27 protein-coding genes are annotated in these 20,906 nt (G+C 68.4%); 2 read left to right on the forward strand and 25 right to left on the reverse strand.

The features are described from left to right. Positions 1-24: 24 nt before the first annotated feature. Positions 25-894, forward strand: coding sequence for a hypothetical protein (locus IE212_RS02125; protein WP_190195928.1), 870 nt, complete (start codon positions 25-27; stop codon positions 892-894). Between the two features lie 49 nt (positions 895-943). On the opposite strand, the gene IE212_RS02130 is transcribed toward IE212_RS02125, so the two are convergent. The 5 genes from IE212_RS02130 to IE212_RS02150 all read right to left on the reverse strand — a co-directional run bounded on the left by IE212_RS02130 (position 944) and on the right by IE212_RS02150 (position 7,739). Beyond that, positions 944-2,029, reverse strand: coding sequence for an NlpC/P60 family protein (locus tag IE212_RS02130; RefSeq protein WP_190195929.1), 1,086 nt, complete (start codon positions 2,027-2,029; stop codon positions 944-946). Between the two features lie 38 nt (positions 2,030-2,067). Next, positions 2,068-2,550 (reverse strand): poly-gamma-glutamate biosynthesis protein PgsC/CapC, encoded by a 483-nt coding sequence (locus IE212_RS02135; RefSeq protein ID WP_190195930.1) that lies wholly within the window; start codon positions 2,548-2,550, stop codon positions 2,068-2,070. 81 nt (positions 2,551-2,631) lie between these two features. Beyond that, entirely contained in the window at positions 2,632-4,140 is a 1,509-nt protein-coding gene (pgsB, locus tag IE212_RS02140; RefSeq protein WP_190195931.1) for a poly-gamma-glutamate synthase PgsB, read from the reverse strand. 7 nt (positions 4,141-4,147) lie between these two features. Next, entirely contained in the window at positions 4,148-6,391 is a 2,244-nt protein-coding gene (locus tag IE212_RS02145; protein WP_190196163.1) for a HAMP domain-containing protein, read from the reverse strand. A gap of 205 nt (positions 6,392-6,596) precedes the next feature. Then, the gene (locus tag IE212_RS02150) at positions 6,597-7,739 is read right to left on the reverse strand and encodes a CapA family protein (protein WP_229863990.1); all 1,143 of its coding nucleotides are present in this window, start codon (positions 7,737-7,739) and stop codon (positions 6,597-6,599) included. A 227-nt stretch (positions 7,740-7,966) separates the two neighbouring features. On the opposite strand from IE212_RS02150, the gene IE212_RS02155 reads away from it, so the two are divergent. Beyond that, positions 7,967-8,782 carry a hypothetical protein gene (locus IE212_RS02155; RefSeq protein ID WP_308430168.1) on the forward strand — a complete coding sequence of 272 codons (816 nt, stop codon included), beginning with the start codon at positions 7,967-7,969 and terminating at the stop codon, positions 8,780-8,782. A gap of 17 nt (positions 8,783-8,799) precedes the next feature. Here IE212_RS02155 and truA read toward each other — a convergent pair whose 3' ends face one another. The 20 genes from truA to rplN form a co-directional block, all read right to left on the reverse strand. Continuing rightward, positions 8,800-9,654 (reverse strand): tRNA pseudouridine(38-40) synthase TruA, encoded by an 855-nt coding sequence (gene truA / locus IE212_RS02160; protein WP_190195932.1) that lies wholly within the window; start codon positions 9,652-9,654, stop codon positions 8,800-8,802. Between the two features lie 140 nt (positions 9,655-9,794). After that, a complete protein-coding gene (rplQ, locus tag IE212_RS02165) occupies positions 9,795-10,283 on the reverse strand; it encodes a 50S ribosomal protein L17 (protein ID WP_190195933.1) in 489 nt (162 codons plus the stop codon). A gap of 176 nt (positions 10,284-10,459) precedes the next feature. Beyond that, positions 10,460-11,482 carry a DNA-directed RNA polymerase subunit alpha gene (locus IE212_RS02170; RefSeq protein WP_003966937.1) on the reverse strand — a complete coding sequence of 341 codons (1,023 nt, stop codon included), beginning with the start codon at positions 11,480-11,482 and terminating at the stop codon, positions 10,460-10,462. Between the two features lie 204 nt (positions 11,483-11,686). Continuing rightward, positions 11,687-12,091 (reverse strand): 30S ribosomal protein S11, encoded by a 405-nt coding sequence (gene rpsK / locus IE212_RS02175; RefSeq protein ID WP_003956432.1) that lies wholly within the window; start codon positions 12,089-12,091, stop codon positions 11,687-11,689. 64 nt (positions 12,092-12,155) lie between these two features. After that, entirely contained in the window at positions 12,156-12,536 is a 381-nt protein-coding gene (rpsM, locus tag IE212_RS02180; protein ID WP_190195934.1) for a 30S ribosomal protein S13, read from the reverse strand. 189 nt (positions 12,537-12,725) lie between these two features. Next, a complete protein-coding gene (rpmJ, locus tag IE212_RS02185) occupies positions 12,726-12,839 on the reverse strand; it encodes a 50S ribosomal protein L36 (RefSeq protein ID WP_003974245.1) in 114 nt (37 codons plus the stop codon). Positions 12,840-12,898: 59 nt separating this feature from the next. Then, on the reverse strand, positions 12,899-13,120 hold the full coding sequence (gene infA, locus IE212_RS02190; protein WP_003948620.1) for a translation initiation factor IF-1: 222 nt from the start codon (positions 13,118-13,120) through the stop codon (positions 12,899-12,901). A gap of 234 nt (positions 13,121-13,354) precedes the next feature. Beyond that, positions 13,355-14,191: a type I methionyl aminopeptidase gene (map, locus tag IE212_RS02195; RefSeq protein WP_190195935.1), complete on the reverse strand. Its 837-nt coding sequence runs from the start codon at positions 14,189-14,191 to the stop codon at positions 13,355-13,357. 133 nt (positions 14,192-14,324) lie between these two features. Then, complete coding sequence (locus IE212_RS02200) at positions 14,325-14,987, reverse strand: adenylate kinase (RefSeq protein ID WP_190195936.1); 663 nt, start codon at positions 14,985-14,987, stop codon at positions 14,325-14,327. Further along, positions 14,987-16,300, reverse strand: coding sequence for a preprotein translocase subunit SecY (gene secY, locus IE212_RS02205; RefSeq protein WP_190195937.1), 1,314 nt, complete (start codon positions 16,298-16,300; stop codon positions 14,987-14,989). The genes IE212_RS02200 and secY overlap by 1 nt, the downstream gene beginning before the upstream one ends. A 234-nt stretch (positions 16,301-16,534) precedes the next feature. After that, complete coding sequence (rplO, locus tag IE212_RS02210) at positions 16,535-16,990, reverse strand: 50S ribosomal protein L15 (protein ID WP_094054456.1); 456 nt, start codon at positions 16,988-16,990, stop codon at positions 16,535-16,537. Positions 16,991-16,992: 2 nt separating this feature from the next. Further along, the gene (gene rpmD / locus IE212_RS02215; protein WP_026244147.1) at positions 16,993-17,175 is read right to left on the reverse strand and encodes a 50S ribosomal protein L30; all 183 of its coding nucleotides are present in this window, start codon (positions 17,173-17,175) and stop codon (positions 16,993-16,995) included. 2 nt (positions 17,176-17,177) lie between these two features. Then, positions 17,178-17,783, reverse strand: a complete 606-nt coding sequence (rpsE, locus tag IE212_RS02220; RefSeq protein ID WP_004984517.1) for a 30S ribosomal protein S5 — start codon at positions 17,781-17,783, stop codon at positions 17,178-17,180. Positions 17,784-17,824: 41 nt separating this feature from the next. Then, on the reverse strand, positions 17,825-18,208 hold the full coding sequence (gene rplR, locus IE212_RS02225; protein ID WP_010036704.1) for a 50S ribosomal protein L18: 384 nt from the start codon (positions 18,206-18,208) through the stop codon (positions 17,825-17,827). A 3-nt stretch (positions 18,209-18,211) separates the two neighbouring features. Next, positions 18,212-18,751, reverse strand: coding sequence for a 50S ribosomal protein L6 (rplF, locus tag IE212_RS02230; protein ID WP_010036705.1), 540 nt, complete (start codon positions 18,749-18,751; stop codon positions 18,212-18,214). A 24-nt stretch (positions 18,752-18,775) separates the two neighbouring features. Next, positions 18,776-19,174: a 30S ribosomal protein S8 gene (gene rpsH / locus IE212_RS02235; RefSeq protein ID WP_003992367.1), complete on the reverse strand. Its 399-nt coding sequence runs from the start codon at positions 19,172-19,174 to the stop codon at positions 18,776-18,778. A gap of 213 nt (positions 19,175-19,387) precedes the next feature. Further along, positions 19,388-19,573, reverse strand: a complete 186-nt coding sequence (locus tag IE212_RS02240; protein ID WP_003948630.1) for a type Z 30S ribosomal protein S14 — start codon at positions 19,571-19,573, stop codon at positions 19,388-19,390. A 5-nt stretch (positions 19,574-19,578) separates the two neighbouring features. Continuing rightward, positions 19,579-20,136: a 50S ribosomal protein L5 gene (gene rplE / locus IE212_RS02245; RefSeq protein WP_033308965.1), complete on the reverse strand. Its 558-nt coding sequence runs from the start codon at positions 20,134-20,136 to the stop codon at positions 19,579-19,581. Further along, positions 20,136-20,459: a 50S ribosomal protein L24 gene (rplX, locus tag IE212_RS02250; RefSeq protein ID WP_010036713.1), complete on the reverse strand. Its 324-nt coding sequence runs from the start codon at positions 20,457-20,459 to the stop codon at positions 20,136-20,138. The genes rplE and rplX overlap by 1 nt, the downstream gene beginning before the upstream one ends. A gap of 2 nt (positions 20,460-20,461) precedes the next feature. Beyond that, positions 20,462-20,830, reverse strand: a complete 369-nt coding sequence (rplN, locus tag IE212_RS02255) for a 50S ribosomal protein L14 (RefSeq protein ID WP_003998823.1) — start codon at positions 20,828-20,830, stop codon at positions 20,462-20,464. Between the last annotated feature and the right edge of the window lie 76 nt (positions 20,831-20,906).

A 20,906-nucleotide genomic window follows, 5' to 3' on the forward strand; every position in this document is an offset into this window, starting at 1 on the left:
CATGTCCCGTCTAAGATGCGCCCCATGAGCTTTGGGCAGGGGGGACCTCAGTCCCAGTGGGATCCCTGGAAACCGCAGTCGGAGCAGCCCTGGACCGGCGGGGGCGGCCAGTCCCCGGACTGGGCGGCGCTCGCCGAGGCGTCCGAGACCCGCAACAAACGGCGGCGGTTGCTGCTGATCGGCGGCGGCGCGTTCGCCACCGTCGCGATCGGCGCCGCCGTCGCGGTGGCCGTGGTCTCGGCGGGTGGTGAGAACCAGGCGAACAACCCGGCCTCCCAGCCCTCGCCCGACATCCCGAGCCAGACCGCCTCGGCCCCGTCGTTCGCCCCCACCAGCGCGCCTCCCCCGCTGGATCCGAAGGACTTCATCGCCGCCGCGAAGAAGGACACGGCTCCGCTCAGCCCGGACACGCTCTTTCCCGGCACCCAGCTGACCATGGGCGAGACGGTGTACAAGAAGGGCCCGACCGCTGACACGAGGAACTGCGCGTCGGCCTCGGGAGGCACCCTTTCCAAGATCCTCACAGCGAACGACTGCACCCGCCTGATACGCGTCACCTACTCCAAGGACGGCATCGCGGTGACGGTCGGCGTGGCGGTCTTCGACACCGAGGCACAGGCCACCAGGGCCAAGGGCCAGACCGACAAGAAGAGCTTCGTCAAGTCGCTCTCCGGCGGCGGCGTGAAGGCCTTCTGCGAGTCCGGGGTCTGCCGCACCACCAGCAACTCGTACGGCCGCTACGCCTACTTCACCAACGCCGGCTTCACCAGCGGCAAGAACGTGACGGAGCAGGACACGGCCGTGTTCACCACGGGCGACAACCTGAACCTGTTCACGTTCCGTCAGATCCACCGCCGCGGACAGGCCCAGGCGTCGGCCGCGGCCAACGGATGACGGGTAACGGGCCACGGCCTACGGATGACCGGCCGCGGCCCGCGTCCGGTCAGAGCCTCTTGGCGCTCCGCAGCGTCTTGGCGTAGTAGCCGTTGCCGTCCAGCCGGGAGACTCCGCCGACGTCACCGATGGTCGGCCCGTTGACCTCCTCGCGGCTGGATACGAAGAGCAGGTGGCCCTCGGTGTCGTAGCCGAGCACCATGCCGACATGGTCCAGGCGCTGCTTCGTGCGGGTGTCGAGCTTGAAGAAGACCAGGTCACCGGGCTGGAGCTGGTCGATGCCGGTCGGCCGGTCCTTGGGCGAGATGCCGGTGAGCGGCAGGATGTCGGTCCCGCGGTCGGAGCGGGCCATGCCGTTGGCGGTGCGCGGCAGGCCGTCGCCGGATTCGTCCGAGGACATCAGCGGGTAGCGGCCGCGGTAGCCGAACACCATCCGCATGTATCCCGAGCAGTCGATGGACCGGGCGCGCAGCGTCTCCGGCTGCCCGATCACGCCGTCCCGGAAGGGGTACGGGACGCCGAGGTAGTCGTAGAAGTCGGACTGCTCCAGGCGGAGGTCCCCGCCCTCCGCACCGCCCGTGTTGAGGGGACCGAAGTTGGCGTCACCGGCGTAGACGGTGCCCCGCGCGTCCTTCTTCTGCTTGGCGCCCGCGACGTACTGGAAGGCGATGGCCAGCAGGTCGTCCTCCTTGCTGGTGCCGTATTCGGCGTACCAGTCCTTGAACCACTTCTGCTTGTCGGCGCCCTTCTTCCAGGGCTCGGGCATGAGGCGCACCCAGTCGGTCGTGGAGACCTTGGAGCTCGTCGACGAGGGTTCGGCGAAGGTGCGGGCCGGCCCGGTCAGGGTCGCGGTGCGGGCCCCGTCGGTGAACACCGCCCTGACCTTGCCGTCGGAACCGCGCAGCACGGAGCGGGCCGGGTTCTCCAGCCGGGACCAGCTCTCGCCGCCCTTGTCCCGGGCCTTCGTCGCGCCGCCGGCCCGGTCCGAGCCGTCCAGCACGCCGACGTTCGTGATCTCCGGGACGCCGGCGTCCTCCTGCTTGCGGAGCTCCACGGTGAGGTAGCCGGAGGTGGCGACGAGCGCCAGCACCACGAGGCCTGAGAGGACCGGCCGCGATTTCTTCTTCCCTGCCATGTGTTCCCTCCTGGGATGTCGATCTCCGGACGCGGTTCTCAGACGGTGGGCATGATGCCGAGCAGCAGTCCGGCGGCGACGACGATGTAGGCCATGAGCGAGACGGTGCCGGTCGCCAGCAGCGTCGCCCCCTTGGGCTGGCGGACCATCTGGTACGCGATCAGGCCGGGCACGATGAAGCCGAGGGTCTGGTTGCCGTAGAGCAGCGGGAACTCGAGCGAGAGCACGATCATCACGGTGGCCTGGAGCAGCACGCCCAGCAGGACCACCGCGGCGAACAGCCGCTTGCCGTAGAGGATCACCAGCCGCTGCATGACCTTGGTGCCCGCGTAGGTGAGCGCGGTGACGCCGACCACCATGGCCGCCCGCTGGAGGTCCTCGATGAGGGTCAGGGCGAGCCAGCCGGGCGTGATCATGCCGCCGGGCGAGAGGTTGGTGGTCAGGTAGCACAGCAACGAGAAGAACAGGCCGATGGCGATGCCGAGGGCGGCCATCTCGGGGGTCAGGGCGGCGGTGGTCAACGGAGTCTCCGGGCACGGGTGCGGGTCGTGGTGCGGGGCGGTCGGCGTGCGGGCGCGGGGTGTCGTCCCCGCCCGCTGAGGTCAGTGGCGCGGATGCTGCCCACCGCCGTCGGCCGCCGGGTACGGATGACCGCCGCCCGCGTCGTCGCCGTACGGCCAGGTCTGCTGGACCGGGGCGGCGTACCGCCCCTGCTCCTGGCCGTAACTCCCCTGGTGCCCATCGGTCTGCTGGGCCCATGACGGGTGGCGCTGCTGAGCGGGGAAGCGGACCACCGGGATCTCCTGGGTCTGCGCGGCCTGGTAGCGCTCCTCGTAGGCCACGGGGTACGGGGCGTACGGGTCCAGGCGCGCCGGCTGGGGCGGCGGCACGGGGCCGTCCGCGGGCCGGTCCGCCTCCGCGGGCACGGAGTCGTCCGCCGGGAGTTCGGCCAGGTATTCGAGGAGTTCCTCGCCCTGGCCGTGGATGTTGCCGATGGCGACGAGGGAGGAGTCGGCCGCCATGCGCTCCAGCAGGGCCGGCATGAACTCGTCGGCCGACCGCCGCTCACCACCGAGGTCGACCGCGCGGTCGCGCCATTCGGCCGGGATGGCGTCGATGGCGCTCTTGGCGGGGTGACCGATCACGAACACGTTGTCCGGCTCGAGGTCGGGGATGATCTCACCCATCTGCCCGTTGCGCTCGACGCGGTCGGGCCGGCAGTTGATCACGACGTTCAGCGGCCGGTGGATCGCTCCGAGGTCGAGCAGCTGGTTGATGTTCATCAGCGTCGACTCGGGGTCGTTGGCCGCGAAGACGTTGGCGAAGGCGAGCTTCTTGCCCTCGGGCGTCACGTAGCGCTCGACGGACAGCACGCCCGGGTCCGGCGGGGCGTCGTACATGCCCTGCAGGGCGACCCGCCGCTCGACGCCGAGCAGTTCGGCCACCACGAGGGCGATCGCGACGTTCTCCTTGAAGGTGAACCAGCTGAAGCCGCGCAGCTCCTCGTCGGTCACCGTCTCCGGGTCCGCGTAGACGAGCTTGCAGTTACGGGCGTCGGCCTCCTCCTGGAGGATGTGGAAGCGCTCCTTCTCGGCGGTGACGCAGATGCCGCCCTCCGGCATGGAGCGGCACAGCGACCGGGCCACGTCGTCGAGGGTGGGTCCCATCTCGGCGAGGTGGTCCTCGCGGACGTTGCACAGCACGCCGATCGTGGAGCGGATCAGCTTGCTCTGGTTCACCTCCTGAAGGGCCGGCATGACGGCCATGCACTCGATGACGAGGGCGTCGGGCCGGTAGGTGGCGGCCCGGCGCACGATGCCGATCTGCTCCACCACGTTGGCGATGCCGAACTTGCGGTAGACCGGTTCCTCGGTGGCGTCGGGGTGGATGAACCGGGCCGCGGTGCCCGTGGTCTTCGCCACGGTGACCAGGTCGCCGCCGCGCAGCGCCCCGGCGCACAGCCGGGTGATGGAGGACTTGCCGCGGATGCCGTTCACGAGCACACGCGAGGGGATGCTGTGCAGGCTGGCGTAGTGCCGGCGCTGTTCCACGATGCCCGCCACGAGCAGCAGCACACCGCCGGTGAGCAGGACGAAGTACAGATAGAGCACGGCTGGGTCACCTTCCCCGAACGCCGGCTTCCGGCTCCGCGAGCCGGCGCGCCTGGGTCTGCTTACGGGCCTGGAGTTGCTGACGCAGCAGTTCGAGGCTGCGTATGACGGCGCCCACCTCGTCCTGGTAGCGGGGGTACAGCACGGACTTGAGGTCGCCGTCGGCCAGCTTCTCCGCGCTGGCCGCCAGGGCGCGCATCGGCCGGGCCACCACCAGGTGCACCCAGCCGAGGCAGACGACGATCAGGGCCAGGCCGAGCAGTCCGGCCAGGACGCTGCGGTCCTCGCGCTGGTACGGGGTGATCTGGAAGTCCTTGGCGTTCTGCCAGCTGACCACGGTCCAGCCGATGTCGGCCGCCACACCGCCGCCGGAGAACGGGGCGGCGGCGGCCACCGTGGTGCCGCGCCCTTCGCGGATCAGCAGGCCGTTCTCGACGGGGCCGGCGCCGACGTGGACGTTGCCGGCCCGGACAAGGTCGGCGAGCGCGTCGCGCGGCAGCTCCTCGAAGGCCAGGAAGCCGTCGCTGGCGGCGATCGTCTCCGCCTCGGAGTCGACCACGCGGACCTCGCCGAGCCCGGGCCGCTTCAGCAGCGAGTTGAGGAACTCGACCCTGACCTCGCCGACCAGGGTCATCCCCTTGTGGTCCGGCAGGGGCGCGGCGGCCTGGACGACCGGCTTCTTCCCGCCCTTGCCTGTGACCCGGACCAGCGGCGGGTCGTCCCCGTCCACGAAGTCGGCGCGCGGCTCCTCCCCCGCGCGGGCGACCACATCGCCGTCCTCACCGAGGAGGTACAGCGCCTGGTAGCGGGTGTGCTCGCGCAGGGTCTCCTCGAGCAGCGCCCGGCCCGCGCCGGCGTCGTCCGGGTCGATCAGCCGGGAGGTGGAGACCAGGTCCGCCTGTGCCTCGTTGAGCGCCCGGCGCACCCGGTCGGCGACCAGGTCGGTGCGGTCGCGCTGGTCGTTGACCATGGAGGCCGGGATGCTGACGGAGTCGTCGGTGCGGTTCAGCAGGAGGCCGACGGGCAGGCACCACAGCAACAGCAGGACGGTGGTCAGTGCGAGCGGCCCGCGCACCCCGAACCGTCCCTTGACGCGCTGCCGCCCGCCGGAGTCGCCGTCCGGGCCGCCCAGCTGCGCGCGCAGCCTCTCCAGGGCGGAGCCGACGCGCGCGGCCTCGCCCCAGCGGGGTACGGCCACCGGGCGGGTGAGGTCGCCACGGGCCAGTCGGCGGGACTCGAGGAAGAGGCGCAGCAGCGGCCGCTGCACGGTCGCCCACAGCACGGCGGCGGCGAGCAGTCCGAGCACCACCAGGGCTCCGGCCGCCAGCAGCCCGTACAGTTCCCGGCCGGGGCCGGCGGCCTGCTGGACCACGGGCAGCAGGGCGACGACGGTGAGCCCGAGCCCCGCGCCGACGCTGCTCTTCTCCTCCGGGTCGGAGGAGGACAGGGAGGCGTAACCGGCCGTGGCGATACGGCCGTTGTAGTTCTCGCCGACGAGGGTCCCGCTGACCCCGGGGTAACCGCGGGAGCCCGGTTCCCGGGCGCTGACCGGGTCCTGCTCGGTCTCCCGTGCCGCCCGGGCGGACAGTCCGCTCATCTGCTTCTGGAGGAAGCCGAGTTCCTTGCGCTCCTGGTCGGAGTTGAGCGCCTCGGACTGCTCGAACCCGGCCGTGGCGAGGATTTCCCCGCCGGTGGCGACGACCGCCATCGAGCGGAACGGGCCCAGGTTGATGGCGGGCACGGACAGGCTGTTGGAGGCGAGCAGCAGCTGCTGCGGCCCGCCCTCGAAGTCGAGGACCGCCATGGTCATCAGGCGTACGTCACCGGTCTCCAGCCGCACCATGCGGGGCTTGAGGGCCTTGTCCCCGGTGAGGACGTCCTTGTCCAGCCAGCCGAGGGGAATCGTTTCCCCCCTGGCGGCCAGCACCTTGCCGCTCTCCAGGTCCAGAACCGTGGTGCCCGTCCACTTCTGGTACGTCCTGCCCAGGTCGGACAGAATCCGCTCGGGTTTCACCGGCGGCCCCGCGTTCAGCGCGGCGGCGGTGCGGTTCAGGTCCGTGACCCGCTCGTCGATCGAGGCACGCAGGGCGATGGCGCCGTCCTCGGCGAAGTGCTGCTGCGAGGAGAGCACCGCCTGCGGTACGGCCGGTTCACCGGCGGGGCCGAGCACTTGGGCGGTGAGGCCCGCGAGGGCGAGCACCAGCACACACAGCAGCGCGATCGGGGGGCGGATGCCGCCCAGCAGCGGCATGTCCGCGCGTCGCCGACTGCGCCGCCGTCCTCCCTTCGCGGGGCGCACGGCGCGGGTGGGTGTCACCGGTGGTCTCCTCCGGCCTCTCTGGATGAAGGACAGCCGAACAGAGCACCACTCACGCGGAGGGTGACGGGCCGCCGTTTATCAAGACTGTTGAAAGGGGCCGGGGTTGTACCGTTCGCCGCCCCCGGGTGCTGTGGCTCTAGTCACGCTCCAGCGTGAGCTCCTTCAGGCCGTCGCCCCCCGGCGTCCCGCGGTTGTACAGGAAACCGCGCGTGCGGTCGGCCGCCAGCCGGTAGCGGGCCAGCCGCTCCTCGGAGAGGTCGTCCGGAGTCTCGAGCGCCCTGCGCACGTCCACCAGCCGGTGGTCCTCGACGGCGCCGGCGGGCGGCTTCTCGCCGGTCTCCACCTCCGGCGGGATGTCCATCAGCGTCGTGGCGTAGCGGGCCGAGACGTCCCAGCCGTCGGTCGTCTCGCGGAACTCGAACCAGCCGATCGCGCCCTCCTCGGTGAGCCCGGTGGGCGAGGAGTGACGGGCGACCTGGTTGCCCAGGCTGTAGGCGATCCAGGTGCCGTTCACCTTCTGGATCGGCTGCACCACATGGGCGTGGTGCCCGATGACCAGGTCGATCCCGGTCTCCTTGGTGAGCCGCTCCGCCAGCTCCAGCTGGGGGGCGCTGGGTTCGTTGTAGTGCTCGAGCCCCCAGTGGACCGAGAGGATCACCACCTCGGCGCCCTTGTCGCGCGCCCGGGCCTCGGCCTTCTTGATGGCGTCCGTGTCGATCCGGTTGAACGCCCACTTCTCCTTGTCCGGCGTCGGGTTGAGGAACGACATCCAGGAGAACGAGAGGTGGGCGACCTTGACGCCGTTGACCTCACGGATGTTGACCTGTTCCGCCTCCTTGGGCGTACGGGCCGAGCCCGTGTGCCCGAGGCCGGCCTTGTCCATGGCGTTCAGGGTGCGCCGTACGGCACCCAGGCCGTGGTCGTAGGTGTGGTTGGAGGCCGTCGAGCAGGTGTCGTAGCCCACGTTCTTCAGCGCCGTCAGGATCTGCGGCGGGACGAGGAACTCCGGGTACCCCTCGAAGGGTCCCCGTGGCTTTCCGACGGGCGTCTCCATGTGACAGATGGCCAGATCAGCCTTGCTGATGACCGGTTTGATCCCGGCGAGCAACGGCCCGAAGTCCAGCCCGGCCTCTCCCTCGCCGGTCTCCTTGGCGTCCTTGGCGGCCTGGTCCACCAGCTCGGGATGGATCAGGACGTCACCGGCGGCCGCCACGGTGAAGGAACGCCCGCCCGGCTTCACCTGCGCCGTGGAGGCCCCGGAGGTGCACGCGGCCGTCACGGCGATGGCCGTGAAAGCGGTTACCGCCCGAGCGATCCGGAGAGGTTTACGAAGTGTCACCCCATCATATTCACATGAACCTCACATGCCTCACGGGCGTATCCGTCACAAGGCAGTCACATTTGACGCACATTCTGACTCTAATCGGTTTGATCCTGGCCTTGTGTGGCTGCCAGTCGTCAACGGAGCGGTCAACGGACGATGCCACTCCGCATGCCCGGGAACTGGTGGACCTCCGCAGCAGGATCCTCACCTACACGGCCGAGTTGGAGTCCGACGACGCGTACTCCCCGCCGGACGGCGCCCAGCGCGACCGCGTCGCCGAAAGCGTCGGCCATCTCCTGGACGGCGACACCACGGAGGCCGAACGACTGCTCGCCCCCCTCGGCCTGAAGCTCACCCGCCTCACCGACACCGACTCCGGCCGCAGGTACGACGAGATCGCCGCCGCCCGTCCGGGCAGGACCGAACGCTGGGGGCGCCTCTATCTGACCGCGGACTCGGACGTCCGCTGGAACGCGCAGGTTCCGCACCCCGTCTCCGACCGGGACACCGAGCGCCTCGGCGTACGGCTGCTGGAGGACAACCCCGGCGGCTCGCTGGTCCTGGCCGGCGCGCACCGCGAGGCGGGCCGAGGGGACGCCGCCGATGTCGCCCACCAGCGGGACAGCATGTTCCACGCCATCGTCGTGGAGCTCCAGAAACGCGACGTGCCGGGGGTTCAGCTGCACGGCTTCGCCAAGGAGTCACACCGCCCCTACGAGGCAGTCCTCTCCACCGGAGCCGCGCGGAGCACCTTCGATGAGGCCGTCGCCCTCGCCGACGGCATGGAGGCCGACGGGCTGCGGGTCTGCCGCGGCTGGTCGGCCCGCTGCCCTCTGGAAGGCACCAGCAACGTCCAGGGCAGGGCCGCCGAGCGCCACCACGGCAGGTTCCTCCACGTCGAGCTCTCCCCCAGGGCGCGTGGCGACGGCAACGACGCCGAGGAGGCCGCGAAGGCCCTCTCCGAACTGGTCATGACCTGGAACGCCGCAGGCCGGTGACGAACCGCGGAAGCAGGTCAGCAGCACCCCGCCGACGGCAGCGACCGCTTGTTCCGGGCCTCCTTGTTGCGCGCGGCGAGCAGTTCGTCGGCCGGGTAGCCGACCTCCTCCAGCGTCAGCCCGTGCGGCCGTACGACATGCACGGCCGAGTCCCGTACGCCGGCCGCCAGCACCTTGCCCGGCCAGTCGGCGGGCCGGTGTCCGTCCCCCACGAACAGCAGCGCCCCGATGAGCGACCGCACCATGTTGTGGCAGAAGGCGTCGGCCCGCACGGTGGCGGTGATGATCCCGTCCTCGCCCCGGACCAGGCTCAGTTCCTGGAGCGTGCGGATGGTGGTGGCGCCCTCCCGCCTCTTGCAGTACGCGGCGAAGTCGTGCTCCCCCAGCAGCCGGTGGGCGGCCTCGTTCATGGCGTCCACGTCGAGGGGCCAGTCGTGCCACAGCACGTGGTTGCGCAGCAGCGGATCGACGCCACCGGGGTTGTCGGTGACCCGGTACGCGTACCGCCTCCACACCGCCGAGAAGCGGGCGTTGAAGCCGCTGGGCGCCTCCCTGAGGGCCCAGACCCGCACGTCCCGGGGCAGCCGCCCGGCGAGCCGCTTCAGCAGCTTCTGGTGGTGCTCGGCCCACACCTCACGCGGCAGATCGACATGAGCGACCTGCCCGCGGGCGTGCACCCCGGCGTCGGTACGCCCCGCCACGGTCAGCTCGTACGTCTCCCGCGACCGTGTCACCGTCCGCAGGGCGTCCTCGATCTCCCCCTGCACGGTCCGCCGCCCCCCGGCCTGCTTGGCCCACCCGGAGAACTCGCTCCCGTCGTACGACAGATCAAGACGGACACGAACGTAACCCGCTGCTGCTTCATCACTCACGTACAGATCCTCTCAGCAACACAAAAGCGGGCCCGCCCCCGAAAGGGAACGGACCCGCGGGCGCCCTGAAGGGGCGCGGGGAACTGCGCGACAAGCCACGGCACAGCCGCAGCCGCAAGCGCACAGCCCCCGGCAGACGCTTAGGCGTCCTTGGACTCCTCGGCGGCGTCGTCAGCCTTGGTCTCCTCGACCTGAGCCTCGGCAGCCTCGGCGTCCTTCGCGGCACGCTTGGTCGCGGCCTCGGCCTCGCCAGTCGCCTCCTGCGCCACCGTCAGCGCCTCGACCAGCTCGATGACAGCCATGGGCGCGTTGTCGCCACGGCGGTTGCCGATCTTGGTGATGCGGGTGTAGCCACCCGGACGGTTCTCGTAGCGCGGGCCGATCTCGGTGAAGAGCGTGTGGACGACGCTCTTGTCCGTGATGACCTGGAGCACCTGACGGCGGTTGTGAAGGTCGCCCTTCTTCGCCTTGGTGACCAGACGCTCGGCGTACGGGCGCAGGCGGCGGGCCTTCGCCTCGGTGGTGGTGATACGGCCGTGCTCGAACAGCGACTTCGCGAGGTTCGCGAGCATCAGCTTCTCGTGCGCGGCGCTGCCGCCCATACGGGCACCCTTGGTGGGCTTCGGCATGGTGCTTCTCCTAGGTGTCTGCCCCGGCCGTATCAGGTACCGGGGTCAGTATCCGAGCGAGCGGGTTTGCCCGTCGGAGATCCAGGCCCCCCGGAGGGGGCCTGGAAGGGGCGCGGGGAACCGCGCGACCAGCCACGGCCGGTCCGCGGACGCAGTACTGCCTCCCCGCGGAGCGATCAGTACTGCTCGGTCTCGACGAACCCGGCGTCCGCGTCGTCGTCCGCACCGAAGGCGTCGGCCGCAGCGGTCGGGTCGAATCCGGGCGGGGAGTCCTTGAGCGCCAGGCCCATACCCGCCAGCTTCGCCTTGACCTCGTCGATGGACTTCGCACCGAAGTTGCGAATGTCGAGGAGGTCGGCCTCGGAACGCGCCACGAGCTCACCCACGGAGTGGATGCCCTCACGCTTGAGGCAGTTGTACGACCGAACGGTGAGCTCCAGCTCCTCGATCGGCAGCGCCAGGTCGGCGGCCAGGGCGGCGTCCGTCGGGGACGGACCCATGTCGATGCCCTCGGCGTCGATGTTCAGCTCGCGGGCGAGACCGAACAGCTCGACCAGGGTCTTGCCGGCCGACGCCATGGCGTCACGCGGACGCATGGCCTGCTTGGTCTCGACGTCGACGATCAGCTTGTCGAAGTCGGTGCGCTGCTCGACACGCGTGGCCTCGACCTTGTACGTGACCTTGAGAACCGGCGAGTAGATCGAGTCGACCGGGATGCGCCCGATCTCCTGACCGACCTGCTTGTTCTGCACGGCGGAGACGTAACCGCGGCCGCGCTCGACCGTCAGCTCCATCTCCAGCTTGCCCTTGCCGTTGAGCGTGGCGAGGACGAGGTCGGGGTTGTGCACCTCGACACCGGCCGGGGGCGCGATGTCGGCGGCGGTGACCAGACCCGGGCCCTGCTTGCGCAGGTACATCACGACCGGCTCGTCGTGCTCCGAGGAGACGACCAGCTGCTTGATGTTGAGGATCAGGTCGGTGACGTCCTCCTTGACGCCCGGCACGGTGGTGAACTCGTGCAGCACGCCGTCGATGCGGATGGACGTGACCGCCGCACCCGGGATCGAGGAGAGGAGGGTCCGGCGCAGGGAGTTGCCGAGGGTGTAACCGAAGCCCGGCTCCAGCGGCTCGATCACGAACCGGGAGCGGAACTCGTCGACGACCTCTTCGGTCAACGAGGGACGCTGAGCGATCAGCATGTGTGGATCAGATCCTTCAGTCGGGGGCGCCCGCTATTTGACGCCCGACTTGAACCGTCCCGACGGAAAGGGACGGGTACTGCAAGGGTACGGGCGATACGGCCCTTTACAGAGCCGTACCGCCCGGCTGTTACATGTGGGGGACAACCCCCACACCCCCGGCCGAGAAGTCCGGAGGCACAGCTAGCCCTGGAAGCGCAGGCGTCAGACGCGGCGGCGCTTCGGCGGACGGCAGCCGTTGTGCGGGGTCGGGGTGACGTCCTGGATGGAGCCGACCTCGAGGCCCGTGGCCTGCAGGGAGCGGATCGCGGTCTCACGACCGGAGCCCGGGCCCTTGACGAACACGTCGACCTTGCGCATGCCGTGCTCCTGGGCGCGGCGGGCGGCCGACTCGGCGGCCATCTGCGCGGCGAACGGCGTGGACTTCCGGGAGCCCTTGAAGCCGACGTGGCCGGCGGAGGCCCAGGAGATCACGTTGCCGGACGGGTCCGTGATCGAGACGATCGTGTTGTTGAACGTGCTCTTGATGTGCGCGTGGCCGTGAGCGACGTTCTTCTTTTCCTTGCGGCGCACCTTCTTGGCAGCGCCCTGACGTCCCTTGGGGGGCATCTATAACTCCTACGGGAGGTGGTCGGTCCTGCAGCGAAGACCGCTGACGAGCGTCCGCTGAGGACTACTTCTTGCCCGGCTTCTTCTTGCCGGCGATGGCGCGACGCGGGCCCTTGCGGGTGCGGGCGTTGGTGCTGGTGCGCTGACCGCGGACGGGCAGACCACGACGGTGACGCAGACCCTGGTAGGTACCGATCTCGACCTTGCGGCGGATGTCGGCCTGGATCTCGCGACGGAGGTCACCCTCGGTCTTGATGTTGTTGTCCACGAACTCGCGGATCGCGACCAGCTGCTCCTCGGTGAGGTCACGAACACGGGTGTTCGGGTCCACGCCGGTGGCGGCCAGCGTCTGCTGGGACAGGGTCCGGCCGATGCCGAACACGTAGGTGAGGGCGATCTCCACGCGCTTGTCGCGCGGGATGTCAACACCGGAAACGCGTGCCATTCAATGGCTCCAGTTACTTGTCGGAGGTCTTCCACAGAACCGACTCCCAGCCGCCGTACCAGGTACGAACTGGGTCCCCGGCCTCCGAACCGGGGGTGTCAAGCCGTGTCGGCTTGGGTCCTGCGTATGAACATATTCAGCTCGCGTCGCGCGAATCCCTGCGATGGATGCAGAGGGATCGGTCGTGCGTCAGCCCTGGCGCTGCTTGTGGCGCGGGTTGTCGCAGATGACCATGACCCGGCCGTGACGGCGGATCACCCTGCACTTGTCGCAGATCTTCTTGACGCTCGGCTTGACCTTCATTAGGTGAGGTTCTCCGGGTCAGTGCCACCACCCCGCCGGAAGCGGGATGCGGGCAAGATCTACTTGTAGCGGTAGACGATCCGGCCACGCGTCAGGTCGTACGGAGACAGCTCCACCACGACCCGGTCGTCAGGGAGGATGCGGATGTAGTGCATGCGCATCTTGCCGCTGATGTGTGCCAGGACCTGGTGGCCGTTCTGGAGCTCGACCTTGAACATGGCGTTCGGCAGAGACTCGACGACAGTGCCCTCGATCTCGATGGCACCTTGCTTCTTGGCCACGCTTCGCCCTTCGAATCGACTACCTTGATCGACTCCATGCGAGCGCATGCAGACATGCGGGTACACAAGAGCCGACGAGTCAGTCTACGTCAGGCCCCTCAGAAACACGAATCGGGGAAGTCTGCCCCGACGGGGCGAGCTTTAAGCGCCCCCGAAGGGGCGCGGGGAGCTGCGCGAACAACCACGACGAAGCCGCGGCCGCCACCTGACCGGACCACCCCGCCCGGTAGGCGCTCAGCCCAGCGGGTCCGGAGCGGCGACAACGCCCAGCTCCGCCAGCTTCGCCTTCCCCCCGTCGGGAGACGTCAGCACCAGCGGCCCCTCCTCCGTCAGGGCGACCGAGTGCTCCCAGTGCGACGACCACGTGCCGTCCGTGGTGATGACCGTCCAGTCGTCCTCGAGGACCTCGGTCTTCGGCGTCCCCAGGGACACCATCGGCTCGATCGCCAGGCAGAAGCCCGGCACCAGCTTCGGGCCCTTGCCGCGCCGCCGGTCGACGTAGTTCAGCAGGTGCGGGTCCATGTGCATCTCGGTGCCGATGCCGTGCCCGCCGTAGTCCTCGATGATCCCGTACTTGCCGCCGCCCGGCTTGGGCTGGCGGCGGATGTAGGTCTCGATGGCCCGGGAGACGTCGACCAGCCGGTTGCCCTGCTTCATGGCCGCGATGCCGGCCCACATCGACTCCTCGGTCACCCGGGAGAGCTCGACCAGCTCCGGGGCGTGACCGGATCCCACGAAGGCCGTGTAGGCGGCGTCGCCGTGCCAGCCGTCGATGATCGCGCCGCAGTCGATGGAGATGATGTCCCCGTCCTTGAGGACCACCTCGTCGGACGGGATGCCGTGGACGACGACCTCGTTCACGGACGTGCAGATCGTCGCCGGGAAGCCGCCGTAGCCGAGGAAGTTCGGCTTGGCGTTGTGCTCGGCGAGCACCTTGCGGGCGACCTGGTCCAGATCCTTCGTCGTGGCCCCGGGCACGGCGGCTTCACGGGTCGCCGCGTGGATGGCGGCGACGACCAGCCCCGCCTCACGCATCTTGGCGATCTGCTCGGGGCTCTTGATCTGCACCATGGGGGCTACGGCCTTTCTGGACCTTCGGCGGGTACGAACGCCTTCAACGATACGGGGCCTCGCGACCGGCCCCGTCCACGCAGCAGCCGCGGCCCCTGAAGCGGGAACCGCGGCCGTAGCTGCGTACGAACGACTACTTGCCGTCCTCGCCACGCCCCAGCGCCTCCATGGCGCGCGTCGTGACGTCCTCCACCTTGCCGAGCGCCGAGATCGTGACCACCAGGCCCTGCGCCTTGTAGTAGTCGATGATCGGCTCGGTCTGGGTGTGGTAGACCTCCAGCCGCGTCCGGACGGTGTCCTCGGAGTCGTCGTCCCGCTGGTAGAGCTCGCCGCCGCAGACGTCGCAGACGCCCTCCTTGGCCGGCTGCTTGTACGTCACGTGGAAGACGTGCGAGGAGTCGTTGCGGCAGATGCGCCGGCCGGCGATCCGCTTGACGACCTCGTCCTCCGGGACCTCCAGGTCCAGCACGGCGTCGAGCTGCATGCTCTCGGTCTCGAGCAGTTCGTCGAGCGCCTCGGCCTGGGAGACGTTGCGCGGGAAGCCGTCCAGCAGGAAGCCGTTCTCGGCGTCCGGCTGCTCCATGCGGTCCTTCGCCATCGCGATGGTGACCTCGTCGGGCACCAGGTTGCCCGCGTCCATGTAGGACTTCGCCAGTTTGCCGAGTTCCGTCTGCTGGCTGATGTTGGCCCGGAACAGGTCGCCCGTGGAGATGTGCGGGATCGACAGGTTCTTGGCCAGGAACGCGGCCTGCGTTCCCTTACCGGCACCCGGCGGACCGACGAGGACGATTCGCATCAGCGGAGGAACCCTTCGTAATTGCGCTGCTGGAGCTGGCTCTCGATCTGCTTCACCGTCTCCAGGCCGACACCCACGATGATCAGGATGCTGGTCCCGCCGAACGGGAAGTTCTGGTTTGCCCCAAAACCAACCAACGCCATCGTCGGTACGAGAGCGATCAGACCCAGGTACAGCGAACCCGGCCAGGTGATCCGGTTGAGTACGTAGCTGAGGTACTCAGCGGTCGGTCGGCCAGCCCGGATGCCCGGGATGAAGCCACCATACTTCTTCATGTTGTCGGCGACTTCCTCGGGGTTGAAGGAGATCGCCACATAGAAGAACGCGAAGAAAACGATCAGCAGGAAGTACGAAGCGATGTAATACGGGTGGTCGCCCTTGACGAAGTGTTGCTCGATCCAGGTCTTCCAGCCCGAGTTGCCTCCGGCGAACTGGGCGATCAGCGCCGGGATGTAGAGCAGCGACGAGGCGAAGATGACAGGGATCACACCCGCCTGGTTCACCTTGAGCGGGATGTACGTGGACGTACCGCCGTAGGAGCGGCGGCCGATCATCCGCTTGGCGTACTGCACCGGGATGCGGCGCTGGGCCTGCTCGACGAAGACGACCAGGCCGACCATGACGAGACCGACCAGGATCACGGTGCCGAACTCGATCCAGCCGTCGGCCAGCGAGCCCTGCTCCTTGATCGCCCACAGGGCGGACGGGAAGGTGGCGGCGATCGAGATGAACATCAGGATCGACATGCCGTTGCCGATGCCGCGGTCGGTGATGAGCTCACCGAGCCACATGACGGCGGCCGTACCGGCGGTCATGGTGATGACCATGGTGATGGTGACGAAGATCGACTGGTCGGGGACGATCTGGCTGGCCACCGGGCAGCCCTGGAACAGCGCTCCGCTGCGGGCGGTGGCGACGAGGCCGGTGCCCTGGAGGATGGCCAGGGCGATCGTCAGGTAACGCGTGTACTGGGTGATCTTCGCCGTACCGGCCTGGCCCTCCTTCTTCAGGGCTTCCAGGCGCGGGATCACCACGGTCAGCAGCTGCAGAATGATGCTCGCCGTGATGTACGGCATGATGCCCAGCGCGAAGATCGTGATCTGCAGCAGCGCGCCGCCGCTGAACATGTTGACGAGACCGAACAGGCCCTGGTTGGCCTGGGCCGCGTCGATACAGGTCTGGACGTTCCGGTAGTCGACGCCTGGGATCGGGATGTGCGTACCGACCCGGTAGACCACGATGATGCCGAGCGTGAAGAGCAGCTTCTTGCGCAGGTCGGGCGTCTTGAACGCCCGGGCGAACGCGGTGAGCACGGTGCCTCCTGCGACCCCCGCGCAACTGCGTCAAGGGTGACGGTCTTGAGGTTCGACGAATAGGTAACGGTCAACTGCCGCTCAGAGTGCCGGAAGTGCAGCACCCTGTGTAAAGAGGGCAGTGCAGGCCACCTTACCGGCGAGACTGCCGCCCTAGGAACGACCGACCGGGGATACCCCATTTGTGGGGTATCCCCGGTCGGGATCGCTCAGGTCATCGAGACGCCTGTGAGGTCAGACGAGCTCGGTGACGGAACCGCCGGCGGCGGTGATCTTCTCCTTGGCGGAGCCGGAGACGGCGTCGACCGTCACCTGCAGCGCCACGGAGATCTCGCCCTGGCCGAGCACCTTGACGAGCGCGTTCTTGCGAACGGCACCCTTGGCCACCAGACCCTCGACGGTGACCTCGCCACCCTCGGGGTAGAGCGCGGCCAGCTTGTCGAGGTTCACGACCTGGTACTCGGTCTTGAACGGGTTCTTGAAGCCCTTCAGCTTCGGGAGACGCATGTGGAGGGGCATCTGGCCACCCTCGAAGCGCTCCGGAACCTGGTAGCGGGCCTTCGTGCCCTTGGTACCACGACCGGCCGTCTTACCCTTCGACGCCTCACCACGACCGACACGGGTCTTGGCGGTCTTGGCGCCCGGGGCGGGACGGAGGTTGTGGATCTTGAGCGGGTTCTGCTCCGCCATGATCAGTCGACCTCCTCGACCGTCACGAGGTGGCGGACGGTGTGCACCATGCCGCGGAACTCGGGGCGGTCCTCCTTGACGACCTGCGTGTTGATGCCCTTGAGACCAAGGGTGCGCAGGGTGTCACGGTGGTTCTGCTTGCTGCCGATGTAGGACTTGACCTGCGTGATCTTGAGCTGCGCCATGATCACACACCCGCCCCGGCACGCGCACGCAGCAGAGCCGCGGGGGCGACGTCCTCGAGCGGCAGACCACGGCGGGCCGCGATCTCCTCGGGACGCTGCAGGCCCTTCAGGGCCTCCACGGTGGCGTGCACGATGTTGATGGCGTTGTCGGAGCCGAGCGACTTCGACAGCACGTCGTGGATACCGGCGCACTCGAGCACGGCACGCACCGGACCACCGGCGATAACACCGGTACCGGGCGACGCGGGCTTGAGCAGCACGACGCCGGCAGCCTTCTCACCCTGGATGGGGTGCGGGATGGTGCCCTGGATACGCGGGACCTTGAAGAAGTGCTTCTTGGCCTCCTCAACGCCCTTGGCGATGGCGGCCGGCACCTCCTTGGCCTTGCCGTATCCGACACCCACGGTGCCGTCACCGTCGCCCACCACGACCAGCGCGGTGAAGCTGAAGCGACGACCACCCTTCACAACCTTGGCGACGCGGTTGATCGCGACGACGCGCTCAACGTACGCGGTCTTCTCGGCGGCAGCAGCGCCGCCGTCACGGCCCTTCCGGTCCCGCCGCTCGCCGCCACCGGCACCGCCACCGCGGCGCTGGGGTCCAGCCATTGGAATTACCTCTCTCTGTTTCCGCTAGCTACGGAACCGGCTCAGAACTTGAGCCCGGCCTCGCGGGCGGCGTCCGCCAGGGCGGCGATGCGCCCCGCGTACTGGTTACCACCACGGTCGAACACGACGGCCTCGACACCGGCGGCCTTGGCACGCTCGGCGACCAGGGCGCCGACCTGCTTGGCCTGCGCGGACTTGTCGCCCTCGCCACCGCGGATCGAGCTGTCCAGGGTGGACGCCGATGCCAGGGTGTGGCCCTTCAGGTCGTCGATCACCTGCGCCACGATGTGGCGGTTGGAGCGGGTCACGACCAGACGGGGACGCTCCGCCGTACCGTTGATCCGCTTGCGGATCCGGATGTGACGGCGCTTGATCGCGGCGCGCTTGTAGGCGTCGCCCTTCAGGATCTTCTGCCCGTATGCCATGGCTTACTTACCCGCCTTTCCGACCTTGCGGCGGATGACTTCGCCCTCGTACTTGACGCCCTTGGCCTTGTACGGGTCGGGCCTGCGCAGCTTGCGGATGTTGGCCGCAACCTCGCCGACCTTCTGCTTGTCGATGCCCTCGACCGAGAAACGGGTCGGGGACTCCACCTTGAAGGTGATGCCCTCGGGGGCCTCGACCAGGATCGGGTGGCTGTAGCCGAGGGAGAACTCCAGGTTGGAGCCCTTCGCCACGACGCGGTAACCCACACCGCTGATCTCGAGCTTCTTGACGTATCCCTGGGTCACACCGGTGATCATGTTCGCCACCAGCGTGCGGGACAGGCCGTGCAGGGCCTTGCTCTGCCGCTCGTCGTTGGGCCGGAGCACCTGAAGGGTGCCGTCCTCGGCCTTGGCGATGTCGATCGGCGCGATGACGGTGTGGGTCAGTTCGCCCTTGGGGCCCTTGACCGCGACCGTACGGCCGTCGATGGTGACGTCCACGCCGGCGGGAACCGGGATGGGGAGCTTGCCGATACGCGACATTGCTGTCTCTCCTCCGTTCCCGAACTACCAGACGTAGGCGAGGACTTCCCCACCCACGCCCTTCTTCTGCGCCTGCTTGTCGGTCAGGAGACCGTGGGACGTGGAGATGATGGCCACGCCCAGGCCGCCGAGAACCTTCGGCAGGTTGGTGGACTTCGCGTACACCCGGAGACCGGGCTTGGAGATCCGCTTGATGCCCGCGATGGAGCGCTCACGGTTGGGGCCGAACTTCAGCTCCAGGACGAGGTTCTTGCCGACCTCGGCGTCCTCGACCTTCCAGCCCGTGATGAAGCCCTCCTGCTGGAGGATCTCCGCGATGTGCGACTTGATCTTCGAGTGCGGCATCGCCACGGAGTCGTGGTACGCCGAGTTCGCGTTCCGCAGACGCGTCAGCATGTCTGCGATCGGATCAGTCATGGTCATGAATTGGCCTTCGGCCTCTCTCGCCGGGGTTTCCTGGTGCGCCATCCCTCTCCCCGATCCGAGACGGGACGGGTGCGGCGCGGTGGACCTACGGCGTAGTAAGTCGTAAGGGCGGCGGCAGACGCCCAACCCCACAAGCCTAAGGCATGTGAGCTGGACGTCCGGCCGCCCCAGATGCTTACCGAGAGCCCTGCGAATCCCTTATTAGGGGGATTACCAGGAGCTCTTGGTCACGCCCGGCAGCTCGCCACGGTGAGCCATCTCACGAAGGCACACGCGGCACAGGCCGAACTTGCGGTACACGGAGTGCGGGCGGCCGCAGCGCTGGCAGCGGGTGTAGCCACGCACACCGAACTTGGGCTTGCGAGCAGCCTTAGCGATCAGAGCCTTCTTCGCCATCTCGCTCACGCCTCCTTGAAGGGGAAGCCGAGGTGACGAAGGAGCGCGCGGCCCTCAGCGTCGTTGGTCGCCGTGGTCACCACGGTGATGTCCATACCCCGGGTGCGGTCGATCTTGTCCTGGTCGATCTCGTGGAACATGACCTGCTCCGTGAGACCGAAGGTGTAGTTGCCACGGCCGTCGAACTGCTTGGGGGACAGGCCGCGGAAGTCGCGGATGCGCGGCAGCGCGAGCGACAGGGTGCGGTCCAGGAACTCCCACATGCGGTCGCCACGCAGCGTGACGTGGGCACCGATCGGCTGGCCCTCACGCAGCTTGAACTGCGCGATGGACTTGCGAGCCTTGGTGACGGCCGGCTTCTGACCGGTGATCGTGGTGAGGTCGCGGATGGCGCCCTCGATCAGCTTGGAGTCGCGGGCGGCGTCGCCCACACCCATGTTGACCACGATCTTGACGAGACCGGGGATCTGCATGACGTTCTCGTACTTGAACTCGTCACGCAGCTTGCCCGTGATCTCCTCACGGTACTTCTGCTTCAGACGCGGAGTGGTGGTGGTAGCCATCAGATGTCCTCACCCGTCCGCTTGGCAACGCGGATCTTGTTGCCTTCGTCGTCGAAGCGGTAACCGACGCGGGTCACGACCTTCTTGCCGTCCTTCTCCACGACCAGCTGGACGTTGGAGACGTGGATCGGCGCCTCGGTGGTGACGATGCCGCCGGCCTGCGAACCGCGAGCCGTCGGACCGGCCTTGGTGTGCTTCTTGACCCGGTTGACACCCTCGACCAGGACACGGTCCTCGCGGGGGAAGGCCGCGATGACCTTGCCCTGCTTGCCCTTGTCCTTACCGGTGATGACCTGGACCAGGTCGCCCTTCTTGATCTTCATGCTCACAGCACCTCCGGCGCGAGGGAGATGATCTTCATGAACTTCTTCTCGCGCAGCTCACGGCCGACCGGGCCGAAGATACGGGTGCCACGAGGGTCGCCGTCGTTCTTGAGAATGACAGCGGCGTTCTCGTCGAAGCGGATGTACGAGCCGTCCGGACGGCGGCGCTCCTTGACGGTGCGAACGATGACCGCCTTGACGACGTCACCCTTCTTCACGTTGCCACCGGGGATCGCGTCCTTGACGGTGGCGACGATGACGTCACCGATACCCGCGTAGCGGCGACCGGAGCCACCGAGCACACGGATGCAAAGGATCTCCTTCGCACCAGTGTTGTCGGCGACACGCAGTCGCGACTCCTGCTGGATCACGTCTATCTCCTGATTGTCTGCCGGTTCCCGGGGCGGGGTGCGAGACCCGCACACCCGCCCCGAGCCTGGCGGAACG

Origin of the sequence: Streptomyces djakartensis, assembly GCF_014651075.1 — a bacterium.
Classification (GTDB): Bacteria; Actinomycetota; Actinomycetes; order Streptomycetales; family Streptomycetaceae; genus Streptomyces; species Streptomyces djakartensis.

Coding starts and splice junctions, on each gene's coding strand:
- IE212_RS02125 (WP_190195928.1), top strand. CDS start 25: ATGAGCTTTGGGCAGGGGGGACCTCAGTCCCAGTGGGATCCCTGGAAA.
- IE212_RS02130 (WP_190195929.1), bottom strand. CDS start 2,029: ATGGCAGGGAAGAAGAAATCGCGGCCGGTCCTCTCAGGCCTCGTGGTG.
- IE212_RS02145 (WP_190196163.1), bottom strand. CDS start 6,391: ATGCCGCTGCTGGGCGGCATCCGCCCCCCGATCGCGCTGCTGTGTGTG.
- rplQ (WP_190195933.1), bottom strand. CDS start 10,283: ATGCCGAAGCCCACCAAGGGTGCCCGTATGGGCGGCAGCGCCGCGCAC.
- IE212_RS02170 (WP_003966937.1), bottom strand. CDS start 11,482: ATGCTGATCGCTCAGCGTCCCTCGTTGACCGAAGAGGTCGTCGACGAG.
- rpsK (WP_003956432.1), bottom strand. CDS start 12,091: ATGCCCCCCAAGGGACGTCAGGGCGCTGCCAAGAAGGTGCGCCGCAAG.
- rpsM (WP_190195934.1), bottom strand. CDS start 12,536: ATGGCACGCGTTTCCGGTGTTGACATCCCGCGCGACAAGCGCGTGGAG.
- rpmJ (WP_003974245.1), bottom strand. CDS start 12,839: ATGAAGGTCAAGCCGAGCGTCAAGAAGATCTGCGACAAGTGCAGGGTG.
- map (WP_190195935.1), bottom strand. CDS start 14,191: ATGGTGCAGATCAAGAGCCCCGAGCAGATCGCCAAGATGCGTGAGGCG.
- IE212_RS02200 (WP_190195936.1), bottom strand. CDS start 14,987: ATGCGAATCGTCCTCGTCGGTCCGCCGGGTGCCGGTAAGGGAACGCAG.
- rplO (WP_094054456.1), bottom strand. CDS start 16,990: ATGGCGGAGCAGAACCCGCTCAAGATCCACAACCTCCGTCCCGCCCCG.
- rpmD (WP_026244147.1), bottom strand. CDS start 17,175: ATGGCGCAGCTCAAGATCACGCAGGTCAAGTCCTACATCGGCAGCAAG.
- rpsE (WP_004984517.1), bottom strand. CDS start 17,783: ATGGCTGGACCCCAGCGCCGCGGTGGCGGTGCCGGTGGCGGCGAGCGG.
- rplR (WP_010036704.1), bottom strand. CDS start 18,208: ATGGCATACGGGCAGAAGATCCTGAAGGGCGACGCCTACAAGCGCGCC.
- rplF (WP_010036705.1), bottom strand. CDS start 18,751: ATGTCGCGTATCGGCAAGCTCCCCATCCCGGTTCCCGCCGGCGTGGAC.
- rpsH (WP_003992367.1), bottom strand. CDS start 19,174: ATGACCATGACTGATCCGATCGCAGACATGCTGACGCGTCTGCGGAAC.
- IE212_RS02240 (WP_003948630.1), bottom strand. CDS start 19,573: ATGGCGAAGAAGGCTCTGATCGCTAAGGCTGCTCGCAAGCCCAAGTTC.
- rplE (WP_033308965.1), bottom strand. CDS start 20,136: ATGGCTACCACCACCACTCCGCGTCTGAAGCAGAAGTACCGTGAGGAG.
- rplX (WP_010036713.1), bottom strand. CDS start 20,459: ATGAAGATCAAGAAGGGCGACCTGGTCCAGGTCATCACCGGTAAGGAC.